This is a genomic window from Paenibacillus pedocola, assembly GCF_031599675.1.
Taxonomy (GTDB): Bacteria; Bacillota; Bacilli; order Paenibacillales; family Paenibacillaceae; genus Paenibacillus_AQ; species Paenibacillus_AQ pedocola.
Genome location: NZ_CP134223.1, coordinates 881,786 through 904,381, shown reverse-complemented (window position 1 = coordinate 904,381; position 22,596 = coordinate 881,786). Strand labels below are relative to the sequence as shown.

Below are 22,596 nucleotides of genomic sequence, written 5' to 3'. Positions count from 1 at the left end.
CCAACGAGTGAGTAACAGGCCTAAACCTGAGTTTTGGAAGCTGAGCTTCCGATTTGAATGTTTCCGTTGCAGGAAACGATTCTCCATAGAAAGGAGGTGATCCAGCCGCACCTTCCGATACGGCTACCTTGTTACGACTTCACCCCAATCATCTACCCCACCTTCGGCGGCTGGCTCCCTTGCGGGTTACCCCACCGACTTCGGGTGTTGTAAACTCTCGTGGTGTGACGGGCGGTGTGTACAAGACCCGGGAACGTATTCACCGCGGCATGCTGATCCGCGATTACTAGCAATTCCGACTTCATGCAGGCGAGTTGCAGCCTGCAATCCGAACTGAGACCGGCTTTGCTGGGATTGGCTCCACCTCGCGGTTTCGCTTCCCGTTGTACCGGCCATTGTAGTACGTGTGTAGCCCAGGTCATAAGGGGCATGATGATTTGACGTCATCCCCACCTTCCTCCGGTTTGTCACCGGCAGTCACTCTAGAGTGCCCAGCCTTACCTGCTGGCAACTAAAGTCAAGGGTTGCGCTCGTTGCGGGACTTAACCCAACATCTCACGACACGAGCTGACGACAACCATGCACCACCTGTCTCCTCTGTCCCGAAGGCCGCCTCTATCTCTAGAGGATTCAGAGGGATGTCAAGACCTGGTAAGGTTCTTCGCGTTGCTTCGAATTAAACCACATACTCCACTGCTTGTGCGGGTCCCCGTCAATTCCTTTGAGTTTCAGTCTTGCGACCGTACTCCCCAGGCGGAGTGCTTACTGTGTTAACTTCGGCACCAAGGGTATCGAAACCCCTAACACCTAGCACTCATCGTTTACGGCGTGGACTACCAGGGTATCTAATCCTGTTTGCTCCCCACGCTTTCGCGCCTCAGCGTCAGTTACAGCCCAGAAAGTCGCCTTCGCCACTGGTGTTCCTCCACATATCTACGCATTTCACCGCTACACGTGGAATTCCACTTTCCTCTTCTGTACTCAAGCCATCCAGTTTCCAGTGCGACCCCAGGTTGAGCCCAAGGTTTAAACACCAGACTTAAATAGCCGCCTGCGCGCGCTTTACGCCCAATAATTCCGGACAACGCTTGCCCCCTACGTATTACCGCGGCTGCTGGCACGTAGTTAGCCGGGGCTTTCTTCTCAGGTACCGTCACTCCGGTAGCAGTTACTCTACCGGACGTTCTTCCCTGGCAACAGAGCTTTACGATCCGAAAACCTTCATCACTCACGCGGCGTTGCTCCGTCAGGCTTTCGCCCATTGCGGAAGATTCCCTACTGCTGCCTCCCGTAGGAGTCTGGGCCGTGTCTCAGTCCCAGTGTGGCCGTTCACCCTCTCAGGTCGGCTACGCATCGTCGCCTTGGTGAGCCGTTACCTCACCAACTAGCTAATGCGCCGCAGGCCCATCCCTTAGTAGCAGATTGCTCCGCCTTTCATCCTCTTCTCATGAGAGAAAAGGAATTATCCGGTATTAGCTACCGTTTCCGGTAGTTATCCCAGTCTGAGGGGTAGGTTGCCTACGTGTTACTCACCCGTCCGCCGCTAAGCTTATCCCGAAGGATAAGCTCCGCTCGACTTGCATGTATTAGGCACGCCGCCAGCGTTCGTCCTGAGCCAGGATCAAACTCTCCAAATTGGTATTTAGAAAGAGCGATTGCTCATTTTGAAACATCTGACGAGAATTTGCATTCTCAAGATGAATTTCGAAAGCGTACAAGACGCTGTGAAAATCATCAGTTTTGGATCTCACCGAAGTGATTTCCGATACTCACTCGTTGTTCAGTTTTCAAAGATCAAGCTCGTTGTCAGTGCCGATCATCTCGTCACCAGCAACTCTTATAATATATCACATCCAGCCGTTCAATGCAAGCTCTTTTTTTAACTTCTTTTTCGAGCTCGGCGTTGATGTTTCGCGGCCAGAAATAGAATATATCATGCATAAGAAAACAATGCAAGCTTTTTTTAATCTGTATTATATTTCCCCATCCTTTACCGCCCAGTCAGCAACTTCAATAAGTAAACCTCCCCCCGGCAGAACAGCGCCGGGGGAGGTTTGGGTCTAGCAGATATGCTTAGAATTGAATGCCTAAGGTTGCAATTTCACATGCACCCAGTTTCAGAAGATGAATCGCACTGCCGGAATACGTTAGCGGATTCGTCCGTTCTTCAAGGATCCCGGTTCGGTACATCTGCTGATGATCAATACTAAGCTGTAGTTCTACTTCTACCGCCTGGCTGCTCATGTTGTACCAGCGCAACAGCAGATCACCGGACGATTCGTTCATTTTCATGGAAGAGAACGCTGCTTCCGGACCCTTCCAAGCCAGAGGGGAATATCCTGAGGCAAGCTCTCCAGTGTGAATGCCTGTCTGAAAGACTGTCCATGGAGCCTGGAACCGGTATGCTTCAGCATAGGCACCCGAAGTAATGCCATCTCCTGAATGCGGAATCAGCATTAATTCAGCAGTATGTTCCCCTTGGCATTGGGCTTCCGGTGTCGAGAACCAGCCCCAATCGCCCAACTCGCCTACACTGCGGAGCAGGGTGACCGCAATCGTATTGCGTCCGTCCTGCAGCACTTCATATTCGTTCAGCCCCTGATTGGCTACAGTCAGGCCTGCCTCTTCACTGCTGACATCCACAAAAGCCTGCTGATGCTGCGTGTTGCTCGGATTCAGCCATTCAGCCGCAGGCTCATTGTCCCGTTTGGCAATTTCGAACATGGAATCGGCATGATGCACCATAGTCTGCAGATCTGTAGGAAACAGCATCCGCACCCGGTGATCCTTGGCCTTATTATTGATCGTCGATTCAATGTGTACCCCATTGCCTTCACGCTCCAGCGAGATGACAGTACGAAGCTCTAGAATTACAGTCTCCCTGCTGCGCTGGGCTTTGCGCTCCGGATAATAGACCAGTGAGCGCTGCTCCTGATTCAGTGTGGCATCTGCTGAAGCGGGGATTTCCCATGCATGCTTAATCTCAATCGCTGCCCGGTAAGGTGTATCTTCGAGTACCGTAATGGCAGCATTAAGACCTTTAGTTGTCAGAGGAATTTCGCCATCCGGCTGTCTATACATATACTCGTTACCAATATCTCCGGTGTTCTCGTAGATGCCGAGATCACGGTATACCGCACCGCTCAGCTTATGATGAAGGCTGAAGGAGCCGTCCTCAGCAACTTCCACACGAAGAGCTGCATTTTCCAGCACATGTTCACCGTTAATGAGCGTGGAGGCGGCAGGAACAGCGGCTGCCTGCTGAACCACCCAAGCATAAGCACGCAGTCCGAGTGCCGGAACATCCGCCGCTTCGAAGGTGATTTTTACTCTGCGGCACATATACGGCTGGCGGAACCTGTCATCCGGCAGATCGTAGCCGAATTCCAGGCCCAGATCCTCCACGGTGCACGCAAGCACCTTCCCTCTGTCGTCCACCAGTACACGGCCGGAGAGGTCAAACTCCTGCATTCTGCGCGAGGTTTCCTCCAGACCGTAGCCTTCACGCAGGTATAAGCGGGCGGCATCCAGCTCGATACTAACGGTGCCCGTGCGGCTCCAGCCCGTGGTGTTCATCACCACCAAAGGAACCGCCTGGCCTCCTTCTGATAATTTTTCAAATAAAGAAGTATCTACAGCGTCAGTAATAAATCTGGCACTGTCTTCTATAATACTCTCCGCTACGTGGCGGCTTTTATCAAAACGAGTCACCATCTCGCGGTGAACCTCGTCCACGCTGCAGCCGCAGATGCTGTCATGCGGATGGTTCTGCATCAGCGTCTTCCAGGCGTAGGTGAACAGATGATGCGGATAGTCTTTGCCGATGAGGCCCGCGATGGAAGCGAGCGGCTCGGCTACTTTTTCCAGCAGGGTCTGGCCCTTCTGGTTCATCTGCTTCAGATAAACGCGCGCCGAGGCGGTGTTCACCAGTGTCCCCCAGCCGTCCGTCCGCTGGCTGCGCAGCTCGCCCGTTACTGAAGAAAGCTCCCGCTTCCCTTTCTCCAGATCGGCATTCAGCGCGTCCAGATAATCCGGGAAGTTCGAATGAACGAATTCCACCTCCGGGTACAAGGCTTGAGCCGTGGCAATCGCCTCCGGCAGGTCAAGCTGCAGCGGCTGATGGTCACAGCCATTCATGAACAGCAGCTCATCTGTGGAAGCATATTTTTCGGCATCGGCCAGTTTGCGGTCCCAGAATTCACGCGCAGCGGCTCCGTCCACAGGAATCTCATTTCCGTTAGAATACCAGTTGGCAAAAAGAATACCGAGAATCCGCGAGCCGTCCGGCCCTTCCCAGACCAGCTCAGAAAACGAGGACTCGTACCCCCCGTCAGATACGGTGTTATTGAAGCCTGTCGGTTTAACGCCTCTGCCGAAAAAGGCATTCTGAATGCCTGATTGGAGCATGAGCTGGGGTGTCTGTCCGACTAGACCGAAGGTATCGGGGAAATAGCCGATTTTGGTTGGCTTGCCGTATTTGCCGGCATCCTGATGGCCGATCTGCATATTGCGCACATTGGCCTCTCCGCTCGTCAGGAAAGCATCCTGCAGAATATACCACGGACCGATCAAAATCCGGCCATCCCGGATATGCTGCTCCAGCCGTTCTTTATTCTCAGGACGGACCTGCAGATAATCCTCCAAAATAATCGTCTGGCCATCCAGATAAAAGCTGCGGAAGGCCGTACTGTGATCCAATTTATCGAGTAGCGCATCCACCAGCTGCACCAGGCGGACGTGATGCTTCTCGTAAGGCAAGTACCATTCCCGGTCCCAGTGGGTGTGGGAAACGATATGCGCGGTTTTTTTGTTCATCATGGGTCCCATCTCTCCTTTGCTCAGCTTAGGCCTGTTGTAATGATAGTGTTGTCCGGTCTATAGATGGACTGCACCCGCCCCTGCTTATCCGCTGCAAACAGCACAGTGCGTTCTTTCTCCAGCCGGAAGCTGAAGCTTGCGCCGGTCTGCGGGTCTTTGACTTCAATATCAGCATCCCAGGCATATTCAGATACGAAGATATAAAGTGCTCCCTCGGCAAAATCCAGCTTACGCCCGTAGACTCCCGGGAGATCACCTCCGGTAATCCATTCGAGTCCGGATGTGATGCCAGTACACTCCACTGCATAGCGGTATAGTTCGACGATGGGTTCATCACGCTCATTCAGCTCCAGCGGCAGCGGGCACCAGATCAGGCGTCCATTGCCGAGCGGAATATCTAACACGGTATCCCCATTATCAGCAGGCTGGTGAACCCCGGAAGCTCTGTTTGTCCGGATCTCCTTGACCAGCTCTGCGATCCGCCGCTGCCCGAAAGAAACGGCAAAGGTTCTGGCGCCAAGCTTCATCCGCTCTTCGCGCCGCACATTGCTGAACTCACGCTTTCCAAGAATTCCCTCCAGGCGCTCCGACGGCTGCCAGTAAGAGCTCAGTCCCAGCGCTCCGGTCACGACCAGCACCGCTCCGGTTCGCTCCACAAAAGAAATTAGCTGTTTCATGGCGCTGTCATCCAGATTATGCGCACTAGGCAGCAGGATCAGCTTCGGCGGCTGGGCTTCCAGCGCTTCAAGACCATATTCTGAAACCCCGCGGAAAGGCAGACGCAGCTGATAGGACAGAATACGGGTCAGCCGGGTAGTGGCGTCATACGCCAGCTTCCGGTTTGAGAAGTCATTGGAATACGGGAAAATAACGGCGATATCCTCCAGCTTGCGCCCCTCAAACAAATGTCCGCTTTCCGCAATGAAACGTCCGAAATCATAGGATACATCGGCCTCGGGCTTCTCCGTGCCATCCGCACGCAGTGCACCAATCTGCGATTCATTGGCATTATCCATATAAAAATTGGTATTCCAGATCCACTGGACAGCACCCGCACCGCCCGCAGCAAAAGCATAAGCATACTTTCGTTCCAGGATAGAGCGGAGCTCTTCCTCAGATCTTTTGGCGCGTCCGTCCGGGGTTTCTACATACATAATTCCGGTTTCCTGGACGAGATTGGGTTTGTTCTCTGTTTTGGCAAAGATACTGCTCCACAGCAGATTATCGTTCAGCCACCAGGTATGGACTGTGGTGTAATCTACAGCTTCCCCATAAAAGAACGGCGAAGGTCTCTGCGCTCCCAGCGCTTCGTCCTGGCCTACGGTCACGAGATGGGCGGGGTTCAGCTCTTTGATGGCTCCGTACAGCTCCCGGGCCCAGACATTATGCATCTCCATCGAGAACAGGCAGTAATCGAGCCAGCGTGTTCCGCGTTTGCCGGAATGGATATCCTGGATGCTGAAATTAATCTCCGCCTGCTCGGGCGGCCGTGCTGAGGCGAAATCCGGCAGCTCCAGCGGCGTCATGTTCCAGCGTTCCTGAAGAAGGGCAATGCTGCCGTGACGCTGCTCCAGCCAGGCGGTGAATGCCTGCTGCTCGTAAATATCCCCTGCCGGGCTCGGGCCATCTGAAAAAATACGCGGCGGATCGAACATCGACGGCTCGTTGATCAGGTCCCAGTCCACATGTGTGGTGTGAACATGGCGGGAAACAATGGAGCGGATAAACCGCTTTTGTGCTTCCACGCTGCGCGGGTCCAGATACGGATTGCTGCCCTCCCAGCTCTCCGGTGTAAAGGAGAAAAAGGTGAAGGTAACTTGAAGATCATGCTTCCCCGCTGTCTGCAGAAAAGCATCGATGGCCCGCAGCACCTCTTCCGAGGCATGCCCGTCGACCTGCATGATATTGCGGTAGGCCGTCCAGATGCCGGTACGGATCCAGTTGATTCCGGCCTTCCTCATCTGGGCCATATCCCGGTCCCACACGGCGGCGTTCGGCAGGAAAAGAAACTTCCGCGCCACATCCGAGGTCATGTAGGTCATGCCTACAACCGGCAGCGGCTGCCCGTTCTTCCGGAAATAGTCCCGGCCGGCAGTGATAGGCTCCCCTTCTGCAAGCAGCTCGGCATCATAGCCCCAGAAACCCTGGCGCAATACGCGCAGTTCGCCGTCTTCCGCCTCAGCGGTGCAGTTCAAACGGTACAGGCCCGGCTCCAGCTCCACGGGTATAGGCAAGCGAAGAAAATTCATTTCGCTGCTTACGGTTATCTCGCAAGAGTGTTCATAGCATACGGAATCCGCTCCGTCCCGCTGCAGTGAGAAGTGAAGCTTCCAGCCTTCACTTCCGGTCCGGGCGCGGCTGAGCCGCTGGCTCTGCAGGCTGATAACCGGCCGTTCGCCCGCCTCATAAGAGGCGTAGTTCGGCTTCAGCCACAGCTCGGTGACGCCTTTGGCGGCAAAGGCCGCGCAGGCCGCCAGCAGTTCCCGGCCTGCATCGCTGCAGGCCTCAGGTGTAAGGCGCTGGCCGATGAAGATCCAGCGCCCGCCGGCGAAGGGACCGCCGGTATGCTCCCACAGCACAGCTGGGGCAGACACCTCACGGCCTTCGCCGGAGATGCCCTTCAGCAGCGGATAGATCCGGGTATCCATGGGGCCGCTGGCGCCCATTTGCTCCGGCAGATCGCTGCTTTTGGTCACATGGGGCACCAGATTCCAGGTGCCCGAAGGCTCGAGCAGCTGTTCGCGGCCTGCGAACAGCGGGATCTCCGCAAGCGCGGCATGCGCTTGCACCCGGCTGCCATCCACGCGCAGCGCTTCGTGGATATGCAGCTGGCGGTGGTAGGCGGTCTGCTCGACTTCCGCCAGCCACCCGCCCTGCTCCCGGCGCACCGGATGCTTGAACGGGGCGCCGCCGATGCTCAGCAGCCCGCCGCCGCGCTTCAGGTAGGCGACGATGGAGCCCCATGCCTCCTTGGGAAAGTAAGGGGCATGCAAGTTAATGAAGCATCCGCCGGGCCCGGCGGCATCCAGCGCCGCTGCGAGCTGATCCGCAGCGACAGCATGGACAGGAAGGGCGGATTGAACGCCGGGGACAGGCCGGGCATTATTAGCAGGATGGGCGGCATGGGCGGTATGATCTAACCCGCCCTGCTGCTTCGCCAGCTCCCGGAGCTGTCCGGCAGCACCAGAGTAGCCCGGGAACTGCGGGTCGCTGAACAGAATCACAGTGCCCGCACTCACAGCTGTCCGTCCTTCATCATCCGGTACACTAGCTGCGAGAACAGGCTGTTCGACCAGGCGAACCAGCTGCGGGTGAACACGGAAGGGTCGTCAGCATGGAAGCCTTCATGCATGAAGCCGGTATCTGCGTCGGTGCTCTCCAGGAGCTCGACCAGCTGCAGCTTTTCCTCCACAGATTCTGCAGTAATTCCCTGCATCGACAGGGCCATGTGCCAGATATAGTTCTTAGGTGTATGCGGGCTGCCGATGCCTTTGGCTGCTGTTCCTTCATAATAGAAAGGATTCTCTTTGCTGAGCGCAAACCGTCTGGTGTTCTGGTAGACCGGATCATCTGCCGTGGTATAGCCGAGATACGGGATGGAGATCAGCCCGGGGGTTCCGGCGTCATCCATCAGACAGTAATTGCCGAAGCCGTCTGTCTCGTAGGCGTAGATCGGACCAAATTCCGGATGGCGGTAAATACCATACAGCTTAATGCCGTGATCTACCTCGAATTCAAGCTCCTTCAGCTCTGCCAGCATATCCATGTCGCGGAAGACCCATTCGGCAAATTCCTGCATCTGGCGCAGGGCTACAACGGCAAACATATTGCCGGGAATGTTGTAGTGGAAATCACAGGCATCATCGCTGGAACGGAAGCCGGACCAGATCATCCCTGTATAGTTCACCGGCATGCCGAGCCCGCTGTTACGCAGTGAATCCTCAGGAATACCATTGTTGCGGGTAAAGCGGTACAGCGACTGCTCGAAGTGATGCTGCTCTCTTTTGAACAAATCGATAATGGTCCGCAGGGCAGCCTTGAATTCGGCATCGAAGAAATCGGTAAGCCCGGTTTCCTGCCAGTAGGTATAGGCGAGACGCACCACGAAGCACAGAGAATCAATCTCGAATTTGCGCTCCCAGACCCACGGTGACATCTCCGTAACGTCTGTGGTGTTCCAATGCCAGTCATTGGCATATTCATTAAACGCATTGGCGTAAGGATCGATGTGGATGTACTTAATATGACGTTTGATCAGTCCGCCGATGATGCGCTGGAGATCACGGTCATTTTTGGCCAGCGGCACGTAATGAATGACCTGCTCCACCGAATCGCGCAGCCAGGAAGCCGGGATGTCTCCGGTAATAACAAAGGTAGTGCCATCTTCCATCAGCTTCGTAGTCGTCTCCAGCGTATTGGGAAAACAGTTCTTAAACAGCTGCAGCAGCTTCGGACGGTGGGCCAGCTGCTCTTCCGCTTCCGCCAGCACCTCCTGTACAGCCCGGGGGAGCTCCAGCTTCGGCATCGGAATTTTGGGTAATCTGAATTGTTCCAAGGAAGACACACTCCTTATGTTCATGTAGGTTGAATTAGTCAGGGTAAAGATTAGACCTGGAGATTCCGTTAATCAGGTGAGTTGAACGGCATACAGGCGCCTGGTTAGGCTTCAGTAATGATTGAGCTTGCCGGAAATTTGGGCTTATTGGGCTTAATAGACTCATTAGGGCTTATTAGGCTTATTAGGCTTATTAGGCTTATTAGGCTTATTAGGCTTATTAGGCTCGTTGAGCCATAGGGCTAAGTGGAAAAACTCCGACTAATCTTAGCGATCAGCATAAGCAATCATTGCTAGCGGGAAAAAGTCCACTTAATCAGCCATGACGGCCGGATAAATGAAGCAATGTGCTGAGTTAGATGGAGATTTTCCCACTAAATGCTGCCCCGGGCAGAGTTTGAGCAAATTAGGTGGAGAAATTCCACCTGTGAGCCCTATATAGCGGCAGTAGCGTGCTAAGCGCCAACACTTCTGTGCATGTACAGTTATGGTTTCAAGCCAAGGCCAGCCAGCAGCTGTCCTTGGCAACTGTAATCTACAATGCTTGCTTGCCAGATACTGCGCACTATGCAGTCACCACGTCATCGGATATAGACAGTCTTAATCTCAAATGGAGCGAAATGCAGCTGAAATTGCCCTTCATGATGGGCAACAGCCTCCAGCTTCTCCTCCAGCGTATTGGATAGATATACTTCGCCAAAAGGCTGCTCCCAGCTGAGCTTCACGGTTTCGCGCCCGCCGGAGGATTCATAGAGGCGCAGAACGCTGCCCTGTCCATCCTCGGAGGGTTTGACGGTGTCCAGCACGACATGCTCTCCGCTGAAACCGATCAAGGATCCAGCAGGCGGCAGGTGACCGCTCTGCCCAACGGCTGCGATGACCGGCACCTCAAGATTCAGCTCTGCCGCCTTGCGCAGCGTGTGCGCACTCCGCCAGTCTCCAGTGTGCGGATAGAGCGAATAAGTGAATTCATGAATACCCTGGTCCGCTGTGGCATCAGGCCATTTCGGCGCGCGCAGCAGGGAGAGGCGCATCGTGCTGCCCTGAATGTCATAGCCGTATTTGCTGTCATTCAGCAGGCTTACACCATATCCGTGCTCGGATACATCGGCAAACCGGTGGCCGCACACCTCATACTGTGCCTGCTCCCAGCTGGTGTTGCGGTGGGTCGGACGCTCCAGCGCACCAAACGGAATCTCATAAGTCGCTTTATCTGCAATTACATCGACCGGGAAGCCGACCTTCAGCAGCTTATGGGCTTCATTCCAGTTCACCTGTGTTTTGAAGTCGATTCTACGGTCTTTCTTATATAAAATAAGATCCTGGATAATTTCCGACCCGCCCAGCTTCCAGCGGAAGTGGAGCACATCCTGCACCTTGCCGGAGTGCAGCACGTATTTCCCAGCCAGTTCAGCTTCGCCAGCAGGCTGTTCTTCATAACGGCTGTCGATGTCCCAGGCATCCCACAAAGTCGGACGGTCATGGAAAAAATGAAACCGGTTGGCCCGCCCGCCCGGCTGTACAATCTCGCGGCCGGCTGCTTTGTCGAACAGACTGGTGATTTCGCCCCGTTCGTTGAACATGAGGCGGTAATACGGTGTCTCCCAGCTGTCATCCAGCACAGGGGATTCCGTCACCGTTGCCGCCTCCAAGGCCGGGGCAGCAACGGCTGTATCCGGAGCTCCGCTTCTCAGCCAGATTGTCTTATAGCCCAGAGCCGGGATCAGCGGAACCTGAATGCGGAATGAAGGCTGGCCCGCTGCTGCAGGAGAGGAGACGATATCCAGCGGCAGCGAAAGGCCGGTGTCATCATACGCAGTCCAATTCAGATCTGCCGGTCCAGCGGCAGCGGATCCTGTTGTTATATAGGTTGAAGCTATATTTGCTAAATCAATTACAGCAACGGCATCCCGTGCCCAGCCCAGGCTGTTGAAGAGCACATAAGGAATCCCTTCACCTGCCGCAGCCACTTGGCCCGCCAGGGCCTCAAGCCCCGGCCGGAGTGCTGCCTCCCCGAGAGCGAACACCTCGCGGTATTCCTTCTCAGAGGTTTCATAGGCCTCGGTAATCGCCGACCCGGGGATAATATCATGAAACTGGTTCAGCAGGACCAGCTTCCAGCCTTTGTGCAGTCGGTTAATGCTGCTTCCCCGTTCCTCCGGCTTCATAAAGGAAGAGGCCACCGTCTGCCACAGCTCCGCCTCCCGGTACAGGATTTCCGCTTTGCGGTTGTTCCTTTTATTGCGGCCATGGGTGGTATAGGTGCCGCGGTGCAGCTCCAGATACAGGTCGCCGCGCCATTCGGGCAGCTTCGGCTGCCGCTCTTCAATGCCGGCGAAGAACCCGGCGGCATTGCTGAACGTGCCGGCCGGCTGGCCGACCATCAGCCCGGAACGGCGGATGTATTCCAGCATTTCGCGAGTCACGCCCCCGCCTCCGTCGCCATGGCCGTAGAGCAGCATCTGCTCGTTGTGTGTTTTTTTCTCGCGGAAGGATTGCCAGTGGTCGTGAACATCCTTAGGCAGCGTATTCTCGTTCACCCCATGGTTGAGATAGGACAGTATCGGGGTGCCGTCAATGCCGACCCAATGGAACAGATCATATGGGAACACATTGGTGTCATTCCAGCCCAGCTTCGTAGTCATGAAATACCGCACGCCGCCATGCCGCATAATCTGCGGAAGCGATGCACAGTAGCCGAAGGTATCCGGCAGCCATTCAATGTCAGAGGTTTGGCCGAATTCCTCCAGGTAAAACCGCTGGCCGTAGAGCATCTGGCGCATCAGCGATTCCCCGCTCGGGATGTTCAGATCCGGCTCCACCCACATGCCGCCGACCAGCTCCCAGCGGCCTTCGCGGATTCTCTCTTTGACCTTGGCGAACAAAACCGGATCATTCTCCTTGAGATATTCGAACAGCTGCGGCTGGCTCTGGGCGAAATGATATTCAGGAAATTCCTCCATTAAGGCATTCACCGTCGAGAAGGTGCGGCTGGTCTTCCGTACGGTCTCCCGCACAGGCCACAGCCAGGCAATGTCGATATGCGACTGGCCGACCATATGAATGGTGCCTTCCGCATTACCGCCGATTCCTGTAATATCAGTACGCAGCTTCTCCTCAAGCACGGAGACAGCACTTCCTTCACGTACCGCTGACTCCTCCAAATTCAGATATTCATCCATCACCCGGTACAAGGCTTCCAGCATCCGTATGCGGCGCATATCCTCTTCCGGCAGCAGCATGGCCGCATCGCGGACAATGACGGCGGTATACATCAGGCTCTGTACCGGCTCATTGATCAATACAAGCAAAGAGCGGATGGCCCGGATCGGCGGCTGGATGACCGCCTGCTGATTTAGGGGGTCCACCGGCTCCGGGACCGGATCGAACAATTCAATTTCCAGCTCCAGCGGTCTTCCGTCCGGGGATGCTTCAAGTGTGGCAAAGGTGTGGTTCCGGTCGAGGCCCTGGCGCGATTCTCCGTTAACCCGCAGCAAACCCTCGCCTCCCGACTCAAAAATCAGACCCGCACGCTTCCCTCTCCATTCCTGGGGAATATCCAGCGTACGGCGGAAAAAATACGTAGTTCCTTGTACACTCGGGAACAGGCTGAAATCCCCGCCTTCAGTATAAGGCCGCATTCCGTCATATTGACCCGGTACGGTATATACCGAAGCCTGGATGTCCCATTCCTCAAGCGTGTACTGCTCCAGCCATTGCCGCTCGGACAGCTCGCGGATAAATCTTCTAATCCGTTCCATGAGCACCCTCCATTACAACTAGTGCAGCTTCCAGCACATCATTCACATGGCCGCCCACCAGCACCTTGAATGCCCCCGGCTCTACGACAGGCTGATAGTCCGGGCCGATATACTGCAGCTGCTCCGCGCCAATTTCAAATTCCACGGTTTGTGTTTCTCCCGGAGCCAGCGTGATTTTACGGAAACCTTTGAGTTCCTTCGCTGGTCTTGATACCTTGCTGGCAACATCGGAGATATAGAGCTGAACGACTTCAGATCCTGCAAGCTCACCTGTGTTCTTTATCTGCACGGATACGGTTGCCGTTTCATCCGCTGTAATCTGCTCCGGCTCCACCTTGAGATCTGAGTAGCTGAAGCTTGTATAGCTTAGTCCATACCCGAACGGGTAGCGCGGCTGTGAATCGGCTTCAAGATATCTTTTGCCGCGTGAGCGCTTGCCGTTGTAGTACACCGGAAGCTGTCCGGCATCCTTCGGCCAGGAGACCGTAAGCTTGCCGGAAGGATTCACGTCTCCGAACAGAATATCGGCCACGGCATGGCCGCCCTCCTGTCCGGGATACCAGGCCTCCAGAATGGCATGGGCATGTTCCTCGATCCAAGGCTCGCTCACCGGACGGCCGTTGATATAGACGACAACCACCGGCTTGCCGAGCTGATGAATCTCCTTGAACAGTTCCAGCTGCACTCCTGAAAGGGCCAGCGAGATCCGGTCAATCCCTTCGCCGCAGTCCATATCGCTCCAGGAATGCTCTGTCACCTTCGACGCTCCGGTCTTCAGGTCAATGCTGTCTTCGCCGAAATCGCGGGCACTTGAGCCGCCGAGTACCATTACTACGGTCTCGGCCTGCGCAGCGCAGAACAGCGCAGCCTCGAAGCCTTCCCGGTCATCGCCTTTGATCCGGCAGCCGGGTGCGTACAGCACCCGCTCCGGACCAAGCTTGCTGCGCACGCCGTTCAGCACGGTTGCGATGCTCGACCGCGGCTGCGGCGAGGTATAATCGCCCAGTTGATTGTAGGGCGCATCGGCGTTCGGTCCGATCACGGCAATCTTGCCGGAACCGGAGCCGGGTGCCAGCGGCAGCGTTCCCCCCTCATTCTTGAGCAGAATGATGCTCTCAGCGGCCAGCTTCCGGGCAAGTGCCCGGTGCTCTGCGCAGCCGATAAACTTCTCCGCCGCTTCCGGGTCCGCATACGGCTGTTCGAACAGGCCGAGCCTGAATTTCAGCTCCAGCACCCGCTGCACGGCACGGTCCAGGACCTCCACGGCTAGCTTGCCGCTGCGAACGGCGTTCACCAGATGGCTGCCAAACATCACACCGGACATCTCCATATCGATCCCCGCCGTGATAGCCTGCACGGACGCATCCAAACCGTCTTCGGCGACATCATGACCTTCCGCCAGCATCTCGATGGCGCCGCAATCGGTGATGACCATACCGTCAAAGCCCCACGCTCCGCGGAGAATATCCTCCAGCAGTGCAGTATTCGTCGTGCAGGGAACGCCGTCGATCTCATTGTAGGCCGGCATAATGGACACCGCGCCCGCCTCCACTGCCTTCTTAAACGGCAGCAAATCCACCTCCAAAAGCTCGCGCCAGCCCATATGCACCGGACCGGCATTACGCCCGCCCTCAGAGCTGCCGTAGCCGGCGAAGTGCTTCAGCGTTGCGCCGACGCTTGCCTGGCTGCTCAGCGAATCCCCCTGCAGCCCCTCGACGGAGGCCACGGCCAGCTCGCTGATCAGATAGGCGTCCTCTCCAAAGCATTCTTCGGTGCGGCCCCAGCGGGGGTCGCGCACCACGTCGAGCACCGGCGAATACGTCACCGTTCCGCCCTGGCTGCGGGTCTCCAGCGCCACTGCCCGGCACATCTCCCGGTACAGATCGACATTCCACGAGCTGCCCAGCAACAGCGGAACCGGGAATACCGTAGCTCCAATTGCCATATGACCGTGCGAGCATTCTTCCCCTATCAGAACGGGAATGCCCAGGCGCGAGTTCTCAATGGCATAGCGCTGAATAGCATTCACAGCTTCCGCACCCTGACGCGGCGATAATCCGCCGGCCAGCGTCACACCGGTCCACGGATCGGCCCGAAGCATACCGTATAAAGCACCGATGCCTGTCTCGGCCACCTGGCGTTTAAAGTCTTTCGTAAGCGTAATAACACCATCTGTATGTTCATAGACCTGCCAGCCGAAGGGCTGAACCAGCTGCGCGGCCTTTTCTTCCAAGGTCATCAGTCCCAGTAAGTACTCCGCCCGTTCCTTGGCCGGTCTGCCTGGATCTTTGTATGTCATATTCTCCACTCCTCTCTGCTGAGGTCTTATTCTTTAACAGCCCCTACCGTAAGACCCTGGATGAAATAGCGCTGGAAGAAGGGATAGGCAAAAATAATCGGTCCGGTGGCCAGCACGACCATCGCCATCCGGGAGGTATCCTGCGGCATGGAGCGGAGCGCCTCCAGGCTGAGCGAGCTGTTGGTGGAGTTCTGCATAATAAACTGCATGCTGGTCTCGATCCGCATCAGCATGGACTGCAGCGGCACCAGATTCGGGTCATCGATATAGAGCAGCGCATTGAACCAGTCATTCCAGTAGCCCAAGGTACTGAACAGTGCAATCGTAGCGAGGCCCGGCAAGGATAACGGCAGCACAAGCGTCAGGAATATCCGGAACTCGCCTGCACCGTCGATTTTGCCGGACTCAATAATGGCATCGGGAACGCTGGTGCTGTAGAAGGTACGGAGGATCATAATATAAAAAGCATTCACGGCCAGCGGCATGATCAGCGCCCAGATCGTATCCTTCAGTCCCAGGAACTGGGTAACAATGATATAGGTCGGAACGAGCCCGCCGTTGAAGAGCATGGTGAAAAAGGCAAAGAAAGCGAAGAAATTGCGGTATCGGAAGCTTTTACGCGAAATGGCATAGGCATAAAAAGAAATAAACAGCAGGCTGATCAAAGTGCCGAGCACGGTGACGAGGATAGTTACCCCGTAAGAGCGCAGCAGCATATCCCCCGACTGGAACACATACTGGTACGCGCCCAGACTCCATTTGGCCGGAAGCAGACTGTAGCCGTCCCGGGCCAGTACCCCTTCATCGGTGAAGGAGATGATCACCACAAAGATAAAAGGGAAAACGCAGAGAAAGGCAAAGATACCGGCAAACAGGTTGAACAGCACATTCCAGGTTTTGGAGAGCTTATGAAAATCACGTTCTTTGCGGATTAAGGTGGACATTCGGATTCACTCCTTTCACTGATCTAGAATAAGGCGCTGTCCTTGTTAAATTTGCGCACGATATAGTTCGAGGTGATAACAAGCACGAAGCCGACAACGGATTGATACAAGCCCGCCGCAGTACTCATGCCGATCTCGCCTGTTGATTTCAGACCCTGGTAGACATAGGTATCGATAACATTCGTAACACTGTAGAGCGTCCCTGAATTGCGGGGCACCTGATAGAACAGTCCAAAGTCAGCGTAGAAAATTTTCCCGATGGCCAGCAGCGTCATAATGGTGATAATCGGGCTCAGCATCGGCAGCGTAATGTTCTTGATCTGCTGGAATTTGCCTGCACCGTCGATCATCGCCGCTTCATACAGCGATTTGTCGATACCCATAATAGCGGCCAGATAGACTACGCTGTTATAACCGAGCGCCTTCCACAGATACACGAGCACGAGGATGACCGGCCAGTATTTCTTCTCGGAATACCAGTTGACGGGTTCTGCCCCAAAATAGCTCAGGATCTGGTTCAGTACCCCACTCTCGGAGCTGAGAAAGCTGAAGGCAAAGTAGCCGACTACGACCCAGGACAGAAAATACGGCAGGAACATACCGGTCTGGTAGACCTTGGCCAGTTTTTTGTTGGCAATCTCTGCAAGCACAATCGCCATGACCACCGACAGCACCAGCCCCACCAGTATGAAAACAGCATTGTATAAGAGGGTGTTCCGGGTGATGATGTACGCGTCGTTGGTGGTGAACAGAAATTTAAAGTTATCCCAGCCCACCCACTTGCTGTTGATGATGCTTGCCCAGAAGCCTTCCCGGCTGTAGCGGTACTCCTTAAAGGCAATAACGGTACCCACCATCGGCAGATAGGAAAAGAAGAGGAACCACAGCGCGCCCGGTAGGACCATGAGCAGCATAACCTTGTCTTTGATGATGTTTCGGATGAATCCGCCAATCATTTTCACGTTGAGCCCTCCTAATCTGAACTGTAAAAGAAAAGACCGGGCATGAGGCTTGGCACCCGCCCGATCTTCTTTCAAGCAATGAGTTATTTATTGTTCGCGGCTTTCCAGGCGTCGATTTGGGTTTGTGCTTCTGCGATGATTTTGTCGAGTCCGGCAGCCTTGAATTTCTCGATCGCTTTTGGCAGATATTCTTCAGGATCTACAGTTCCTGTCATGAGCGGAGCCCAGAATTCTTCCTTGACGTTCTGCACTGCAGCGATTTCACTCGTTACCTTGGAGGTATCGAAGTTGAAGCCGAGCAGCGGCGCATTGATACCTGCTTCGTTAAACTTCTTGAATTGCTCCCATTTGTCTGCAGGGTCGCCTTCGTTCAGGTAGTTGATCATGATATTGCCCAGGGAGAAGGACGGCATATCATAGTTTTGCGCTTCCGGCAGATTCTTGATGGTGTTATCATTGATTTTCTCGTAATGCACGCCTTCAATCCCCGAGTCGATCAGGTTGCGCAGATAAGGGTCGGTATTCAGCAGGTTCAGGAACTCCATCGCTTTCTCCGGATACTCAGAGTTCGCCGAGATGGCCTGCATCGAGCCCATAACAGACCAGTTATAAATGTAGGATTCACCTGCCGGTGTAGAAACTACAGGGTAGCCGTAGCTGGCCGTCCACAGGTTATCAGCCATTGGCTGGGTTGTGGCCCGGTCCATAAACCATTTGCCGGCTTTGTAGAGGTCATCCACGGAGGTCGTTGTTGCTACTTCCGATGACAGATAACCTGCCTTGTAATATTTGTGTACGGTTTCAAGACTGGATTTGAGCTCTGGTGTTTCTAGAATGTTAACGATTTTGTAGTCTTTGGTGTCCAGGTAAACGGCCATCGGCATTTTTTCGATGATATAGTCAAAAGGCAATACCGGCATGTAATCCTTCACCATTGCATAAGGAGTAACGCCCGGTTCGTTTTCTTTGATCGTCTTGAGCAGGGGTTCAATACTTTCCAGCGTGGTTGCGCTATTGATATCCAGGTTGTACTTGTCCAGCAGCTCTTTGTTGAAGCGCCATACTTCCTGTGCCGGAAGCTCTTTGTTAGCCGGGATGGCGTAGTTGTGTCCGTCTACCTTGGAGCCTTCCAGGAATGCAGGGTCGATAGTATCCTTGATCCCCTTGCCGTATTCATCGATCAGGCTGTCGATTTCCATAAATGCGCCTTTGCGGGCATTCTGCACATAATCAAGCGCCCACGAGCTGGTAAACATAATGTCCATAGGTTCACCTGAAGCAACCTTCACCTGCATTTTTTGTGAATAGTCGCCGTAGTCGATCATGTTGACCTTCAGGGTTGCGTTGATCTTCTCTTTGGTGTATTTGTTGACTTCCTGTACGACCTTATCCAGGTCCTTCTGCGGAGCACCGATGGTGTACCAGATCAGCTCTACCGGCTTCTCCGAAGTGCCGCCTGTTCCTGAAGCGGAATCATTAGCCCCGGCATTGTCCGATCCGCCGCCGCATGCGCTAAGCAGTACCGAGAACGCCATCATTGATGTAAGTAACAGGGAAAACCGTTTGCTCTTCTTGTTCATTTGTTACTTCCCTCCCCTTTTATCACCTCGAAGCCGCAGGAGCATTACAATGTCTCTGTCGCCCTCTGCCCGTTCAAGGATTACCTTAACTTTAGTAGATGTAAGCATTCTCAGACAGAAGCTAAACTAAATAAATCATGTAGAAAATAAAGAAAAGAACTTGCCCGGCAAGCCGCCGCTACACAAGTCCTTTATATTCTGTGGGGGAAATGCCCATGTACTTTTTGAATTGCTTGTAGAAATATCCGGTCTCCCAGTAGCCAACATTCCGGGCAATTTCGTGAACCTTATACGGAGTTGTCCGCAGGAGCTCCTTGGCTTTCTCAATCCGGTAGCGGTTGATATATTCGGTGAACGTATCGCCCAGCTCCTTGCTGAACAGCTGCCCCAGATAGACCGGATGAATGTTGAACTGGGCGCCAAGTGTCTTCAGGGAAAGCTCATCGGCATAGGATTCATGAATAAAATTAAGCACCTGCTGGACCACCGGACTCTTCACATCGCGGATCAGAAGATCCACCGTAAGCGAAGCGGCTTCTTTGAGAATCGAGATCCATTCATGAATGGAGGCCGTCTCGCGGAGTCTGCGGAAGCCCTCCTGATACAGCTCCGGCTCTTCGCAGTGCCTGATTTCCTTCAGCTGCATTTTGAAGCGGATCATCCATTCCATCGAGAAATCCTGCAGCATCTCCGGGGTTACCCCCTCCATATGCCGCAGCTGCTCAAACCGCTCGTCAATCCACTGCAGCAGCGTCTCTTTATCCTTAGCCAGAATCAGCTTCTGCACCTGCTCCCAGTTCAGCGTGATCTCCCGCCCGTCTCCTTCGCTGCGGTGCTCAATCTCCTCATAACGGATCACATTCCGCTCCGGAAACAGCATGAAATACTCCTGCGCCTTCTTCGCCTGCGCGTAGCTCTCCGCTGCCCGTTCTTCCGTCTCCACGACGGTTCCGAGCGACAGGCGGAGCGGCTCAAAGGAAGACAATTGCTCCAGCAGCCGCTCATGACAGCGATCCGCCGCTTCCTTCCCGAGCTGATATTCGCTTAAGCCATGCAGCAGTACAATGTCTCCATCCATGTCCTGAAAAAGAACGACGGAGCCTTCGCCGCCAAGCGCATCTGCTGCCGCCGCCAACAGCTCACCGCCGGTACCGGCCTTCGGACGCAGCAGTGCCGCCAGCAGCAGCGGCTTATCAAGCTGTATGCGCAGCAGTTCTGAGCGCTCCCGGAATTCATTCGGCCCAATCTGGCCTCTCAGCCAGCGGTACATGATATTGTCCCTTAAGATGGAGATGCTGTGCGCATTCCGTTCATCTTCGACTCTGCTCATATGGAGCTTCTCCACCGTATTATTCAGCGTAGCCTTGAACTCCTCCAGATTGATCGGCTTCAACAGATAATTCTCGATGCCCAGGGTCATGCCTTCCTTAAGATAGCCGAACTCGTCATACCCGCTGAGGATAATGACCTTAAGGCCCGGCTGAAGCCCCCGGACGGCCCGGATCAGGTCAAGCCCGTTCATCATTGGCATCGAAATATCGGTGATCAGTATATCTGCACGCAGCGAGGACAGTGCCTCCAGTGCCTCCTGCCCGTTCTCCGCCCGGCCGACAATCTCCATGCCCATTCCGGCCCAATCAACGATGTCATACAGACCCTCGATAATAAAAGGCTCGTCATCTACAATAAACACCTTATACATAGGTTGGTTCCTCCTCACCCAAATCAGGGAAACATACCGTCACGGTTGTTCCAAGCCCGTCTGTACTCTCTACCTCAATTCCGTGCGGTTCCCCGTACAGCAGCTTCATCCGTTCGTGAATACTACGCAGACCGAAGGACTGCGAAGAACTGTCTGCATGCAGCAGATCCTGCTGAATCTGCTGCAGCCGCTCCTGCTGAATCCCCCGGCCGTTATCGGTAACGACGGCCCGCAGGATCCCGCCGTCCTTAACCACCTGAGCCCGGATATGATTGTCGCTGCGGTCTGTCCTCATCCCGTGGAGAATATAATTCTCGACGATAGGCTGCAGTGACATCTTGAGGACAACGCGCCCCTCCAGCTCCTTGGGGCATTGCAGCTCGTAGGAGAATTTATCCTTGTACCGGATGCGGAACAATTCAAGGTACAGCCGGCACGCCTCCAGCTCATCCTTCAAGGTATGCTTCGCCTTGGGATGAACATAGCTTTTGAACAGTACGGACAGGCTGTAGATCATTTCGCCCACATCCGCCGCCCCCTGGGATATCGCGCGCATGCGGATGACCTCCAGTGTGTTATAGAGGAAATGCGGATTGACCCTTGCCTCAAGCGCCGAAATTTCACTGTGCTTCTGTTTGATCTCCGCCTTGAATACACGGTCGATATACAGATTCAGCTCATCGAGCATATCGTTGAAGCTTTTGGATATTTGTCCGAGCTCATCTTCTTTGACATCGGTGATGCGGGCATTCAGGTCGCCATTCTTCACTTTGCGGGTAAAGCGGATAATGTTATGCGCCCGGGTAGCAAAATTGCTGATGAACAGTGACGGAGTAATCACAGCGAATAGAATACAGATCAGGCAGATGGTGATAATCATATTGCGCAGACCGCTGTACGTTGCAGCCAGCTCCTGCTCGGGAACCGCACTTAACACAGTAAAGCCGCCCTGGCTGTGGGTCAGCTTCGTGATCAGCATTCCGTTCACTTTTTCACCGTCAGCATAAATGGTATCAATCTGCTCCGGATAGGGATATTTCTTCCCGTAGAATGTCCCGGAGCTGTCAAACAGTACGTCATTATCTGCCGACAGCACAATAATATCGCCCTTGAAATCATCCCTGTAATCCCCCATGCTCTTCCAGATCTGCTCAGCATCATAGAAAACCAGCAGCTGCCCGATATTGCGCAGCGACAGCTTGTCATTAACCGGCACACGGATGGAGAACATCGGGGAATCGGCCAGGGAAATCGTTTTGCGCACCCAGATATTCGGAAGCGTCACACTGCTGGCCTCCTCCAGATACAAGGCATCCGGAACAAATGATTTTGCCGCATTGGTGGAAATAATATTAAAATTCTCCTGTTCATTAAAAGCATACAGCAGCTGCCGGGCAGAGCTGTAAAGCAGCACCCGGCGGATATCCGGATCATCCTCCATCTGGTTGCGGAAATACTGGACACTATCCGTAGTTGTGCTGCTCTCGTTAAGGTAACGGTCTAGTCTATAGGTGACATAGTCCTGATAAGGATGCTCCAGCAGATAAGAGGTGTTGGCCGCGAGTTCTTCATCCCGGTATACATCACGCATCATTGTCTGCACGGCATCGTATTTTTGCTGCATATAGTTATTGACGCTCTCAACTGTCCGTTTCTGAATCTCCAGCTGTCTCTGCACCACGGACTGTGACATTAAGAGAAACATCAGATAAGAGAACGTAATTGTCGTGACTACGGCAATAATGGAGAAGATCAGGATGATCTTCATGAACAGATTGTTCTTAAAATGCTTTCTGTATAAATTTCCCGGAAGCAGCATGATCCCCGTGTTCCTCCTAGTCTTCTGTCTCTCGTCATACACACTTCGGCATATATTTTACCGGATCGTCAAATTATATCACGCCCGGCATAAACGTCTGTGCTGTTCCTGCCGTTAAGTTCAACAATAAGCTATGCCCGCCTGTACATCACAGGG

At 54.3% G+C, this 22,596-nt stretch carries 10 protein-coding genes and 1 rRNA gene; all 11 read right to left on the bottom strand.

Features of this window, described 5'->3' with window-relative positions:
• Window positions 1–89: 89 nt before the first annotated feature.
• Window positions 90–1,637 (bottom strand): 16S ribosomal RNA (locus QU597_RS03855).
• Window positions 1,638–2,073: 436 nt separating this feature from the next.
• Window positions 2,074–4,818: an alpha-mannosidase gene (locus QU597_RS03850; RefSeq protein WP_310831457.1), complete on the bottom strand. Its 2,745-nt coding sequence runs from the start codon at window positions 4,816–4,818 to the stop codon at window positions 2,074–2,076.
• 20 nt (window positions 4,819–4,838) lie between these two features.
• Window positions 4,839–8,057 carry a beta-galactosidase gene (locus QU597_RS03845; protein ID WP_370656228.1) on the bottom strand — a complete coding sequence of 1,073 codons (3,219 nt, stop codon included), beginning with the start codon at window positions 8,055–8,057 and terminating at the stop codon, window positions 4,839–4,841.
• Window positions 8,054–9,373 carry a glycoside hydrolase family 125 protein gene (locus QU597_RS03840; RefSeq protein ID WP_310831456.1) on the bottom strand — a complete coding sequence of 440 codons (1,320 nt, stop codon included), beginning with the start codon at window positions 9,371–9,373 and terminating at the stop codon, window positions 8,054–8,056. The genes QU597_RS03845 and QU597_RS03840 overlap by 4 nt, the downstream gene beginning before the upstream one ends.
• A gap of 581 nt (window positions 9,374–9,954) precedes the next feature.
• A complete protein-coding gene (locus QU597_RS03835) occupies window positions 9,955–13,134 on the bottom strand; it encodes an alpha-mannosidase (protein WP_310831455.1) in 3,180 nt (1,059 codons plus the stop codon).
• Window positions 13,121–15,433: a glycoside hydrolase family 3 N-terminal domain-containing protein gene (locus QU597_RS03830; protein WP_310831454.1), complete on the bottom strand. Its 2,313-nt coding sequence runs from the start codon at window positions 15,431–15,433 to the stop codon at window positions 13,121–13,123. The genes QU597_RS03835 and QU597_RS03830 overlap by 14 nt, the downstream gene beginning before the upstream one ends.
• Before the next feature lie 26 nt (window positions 15,434–15,459).
• On the bottom strand, window positions 15,460–16,377 hold the full coding sequence (locus tag QU597_RS03825) for a carbohydrate ABC transporter permease (RefSeq protein ID WP_310831453.1): 918 nt from the start codon (window positions 16,375–16,377) through the stop codon (window positions 15,460–15,462).
• 23 nt (window positions 16,378–16,400) lie between these two features.
• On the bottom strand, window positions 16,401–17,333 hold the full coding sequence (locus QU597_RS03820) for an ABC transporter permease (protein ID WP_370656250.1): 933 nt from the start codon (window positions 17,331–17,333) through the stop codon (window positions 16,401–16,403).
• An 89-nt stretch (window positions 17,334–17,422) separates the two neighbouring features.
• Window positions 17,423–18,919, bottom strand: a complete 1,497-nt coding sequence (locus tag QU597_RS03815; protein WP_310831452.1) for an ABC transporter substrate-binding protein — start codon at window positions 18,917–18,919, stop codon at window positions 17,423–17,425.
• A gap of 178 nt (window positions 18,920–19,097) precedes the next feature.
• Window positions 19,098–20,621 (bottom strand): response regulator, encoded by a 1,524-nt coding sequence (locus tag QU597_RS03810; protein WP_310831451.1) that lies wholly within the window; start codon window positions 20,619–20,621, stop codon window positions 19,098–19,100.
• Window positions 20,614–22,440, bottom strand: a complete 1,827-nt coding sequence (locus QU597_RS03805; RefSeq protein ID WP_310831450.1) for a sensor histidine kinase — start codon at window positions 22,438–22,440, stop codon at window positions 20,614–20,616. Before QU597_RS03805 ends, QU597_RS03810 begins: the two co-directional genes overlap by 8 nt.
• Window positions 22,441–22,596 lie beyond the last annotated feature (156 nt).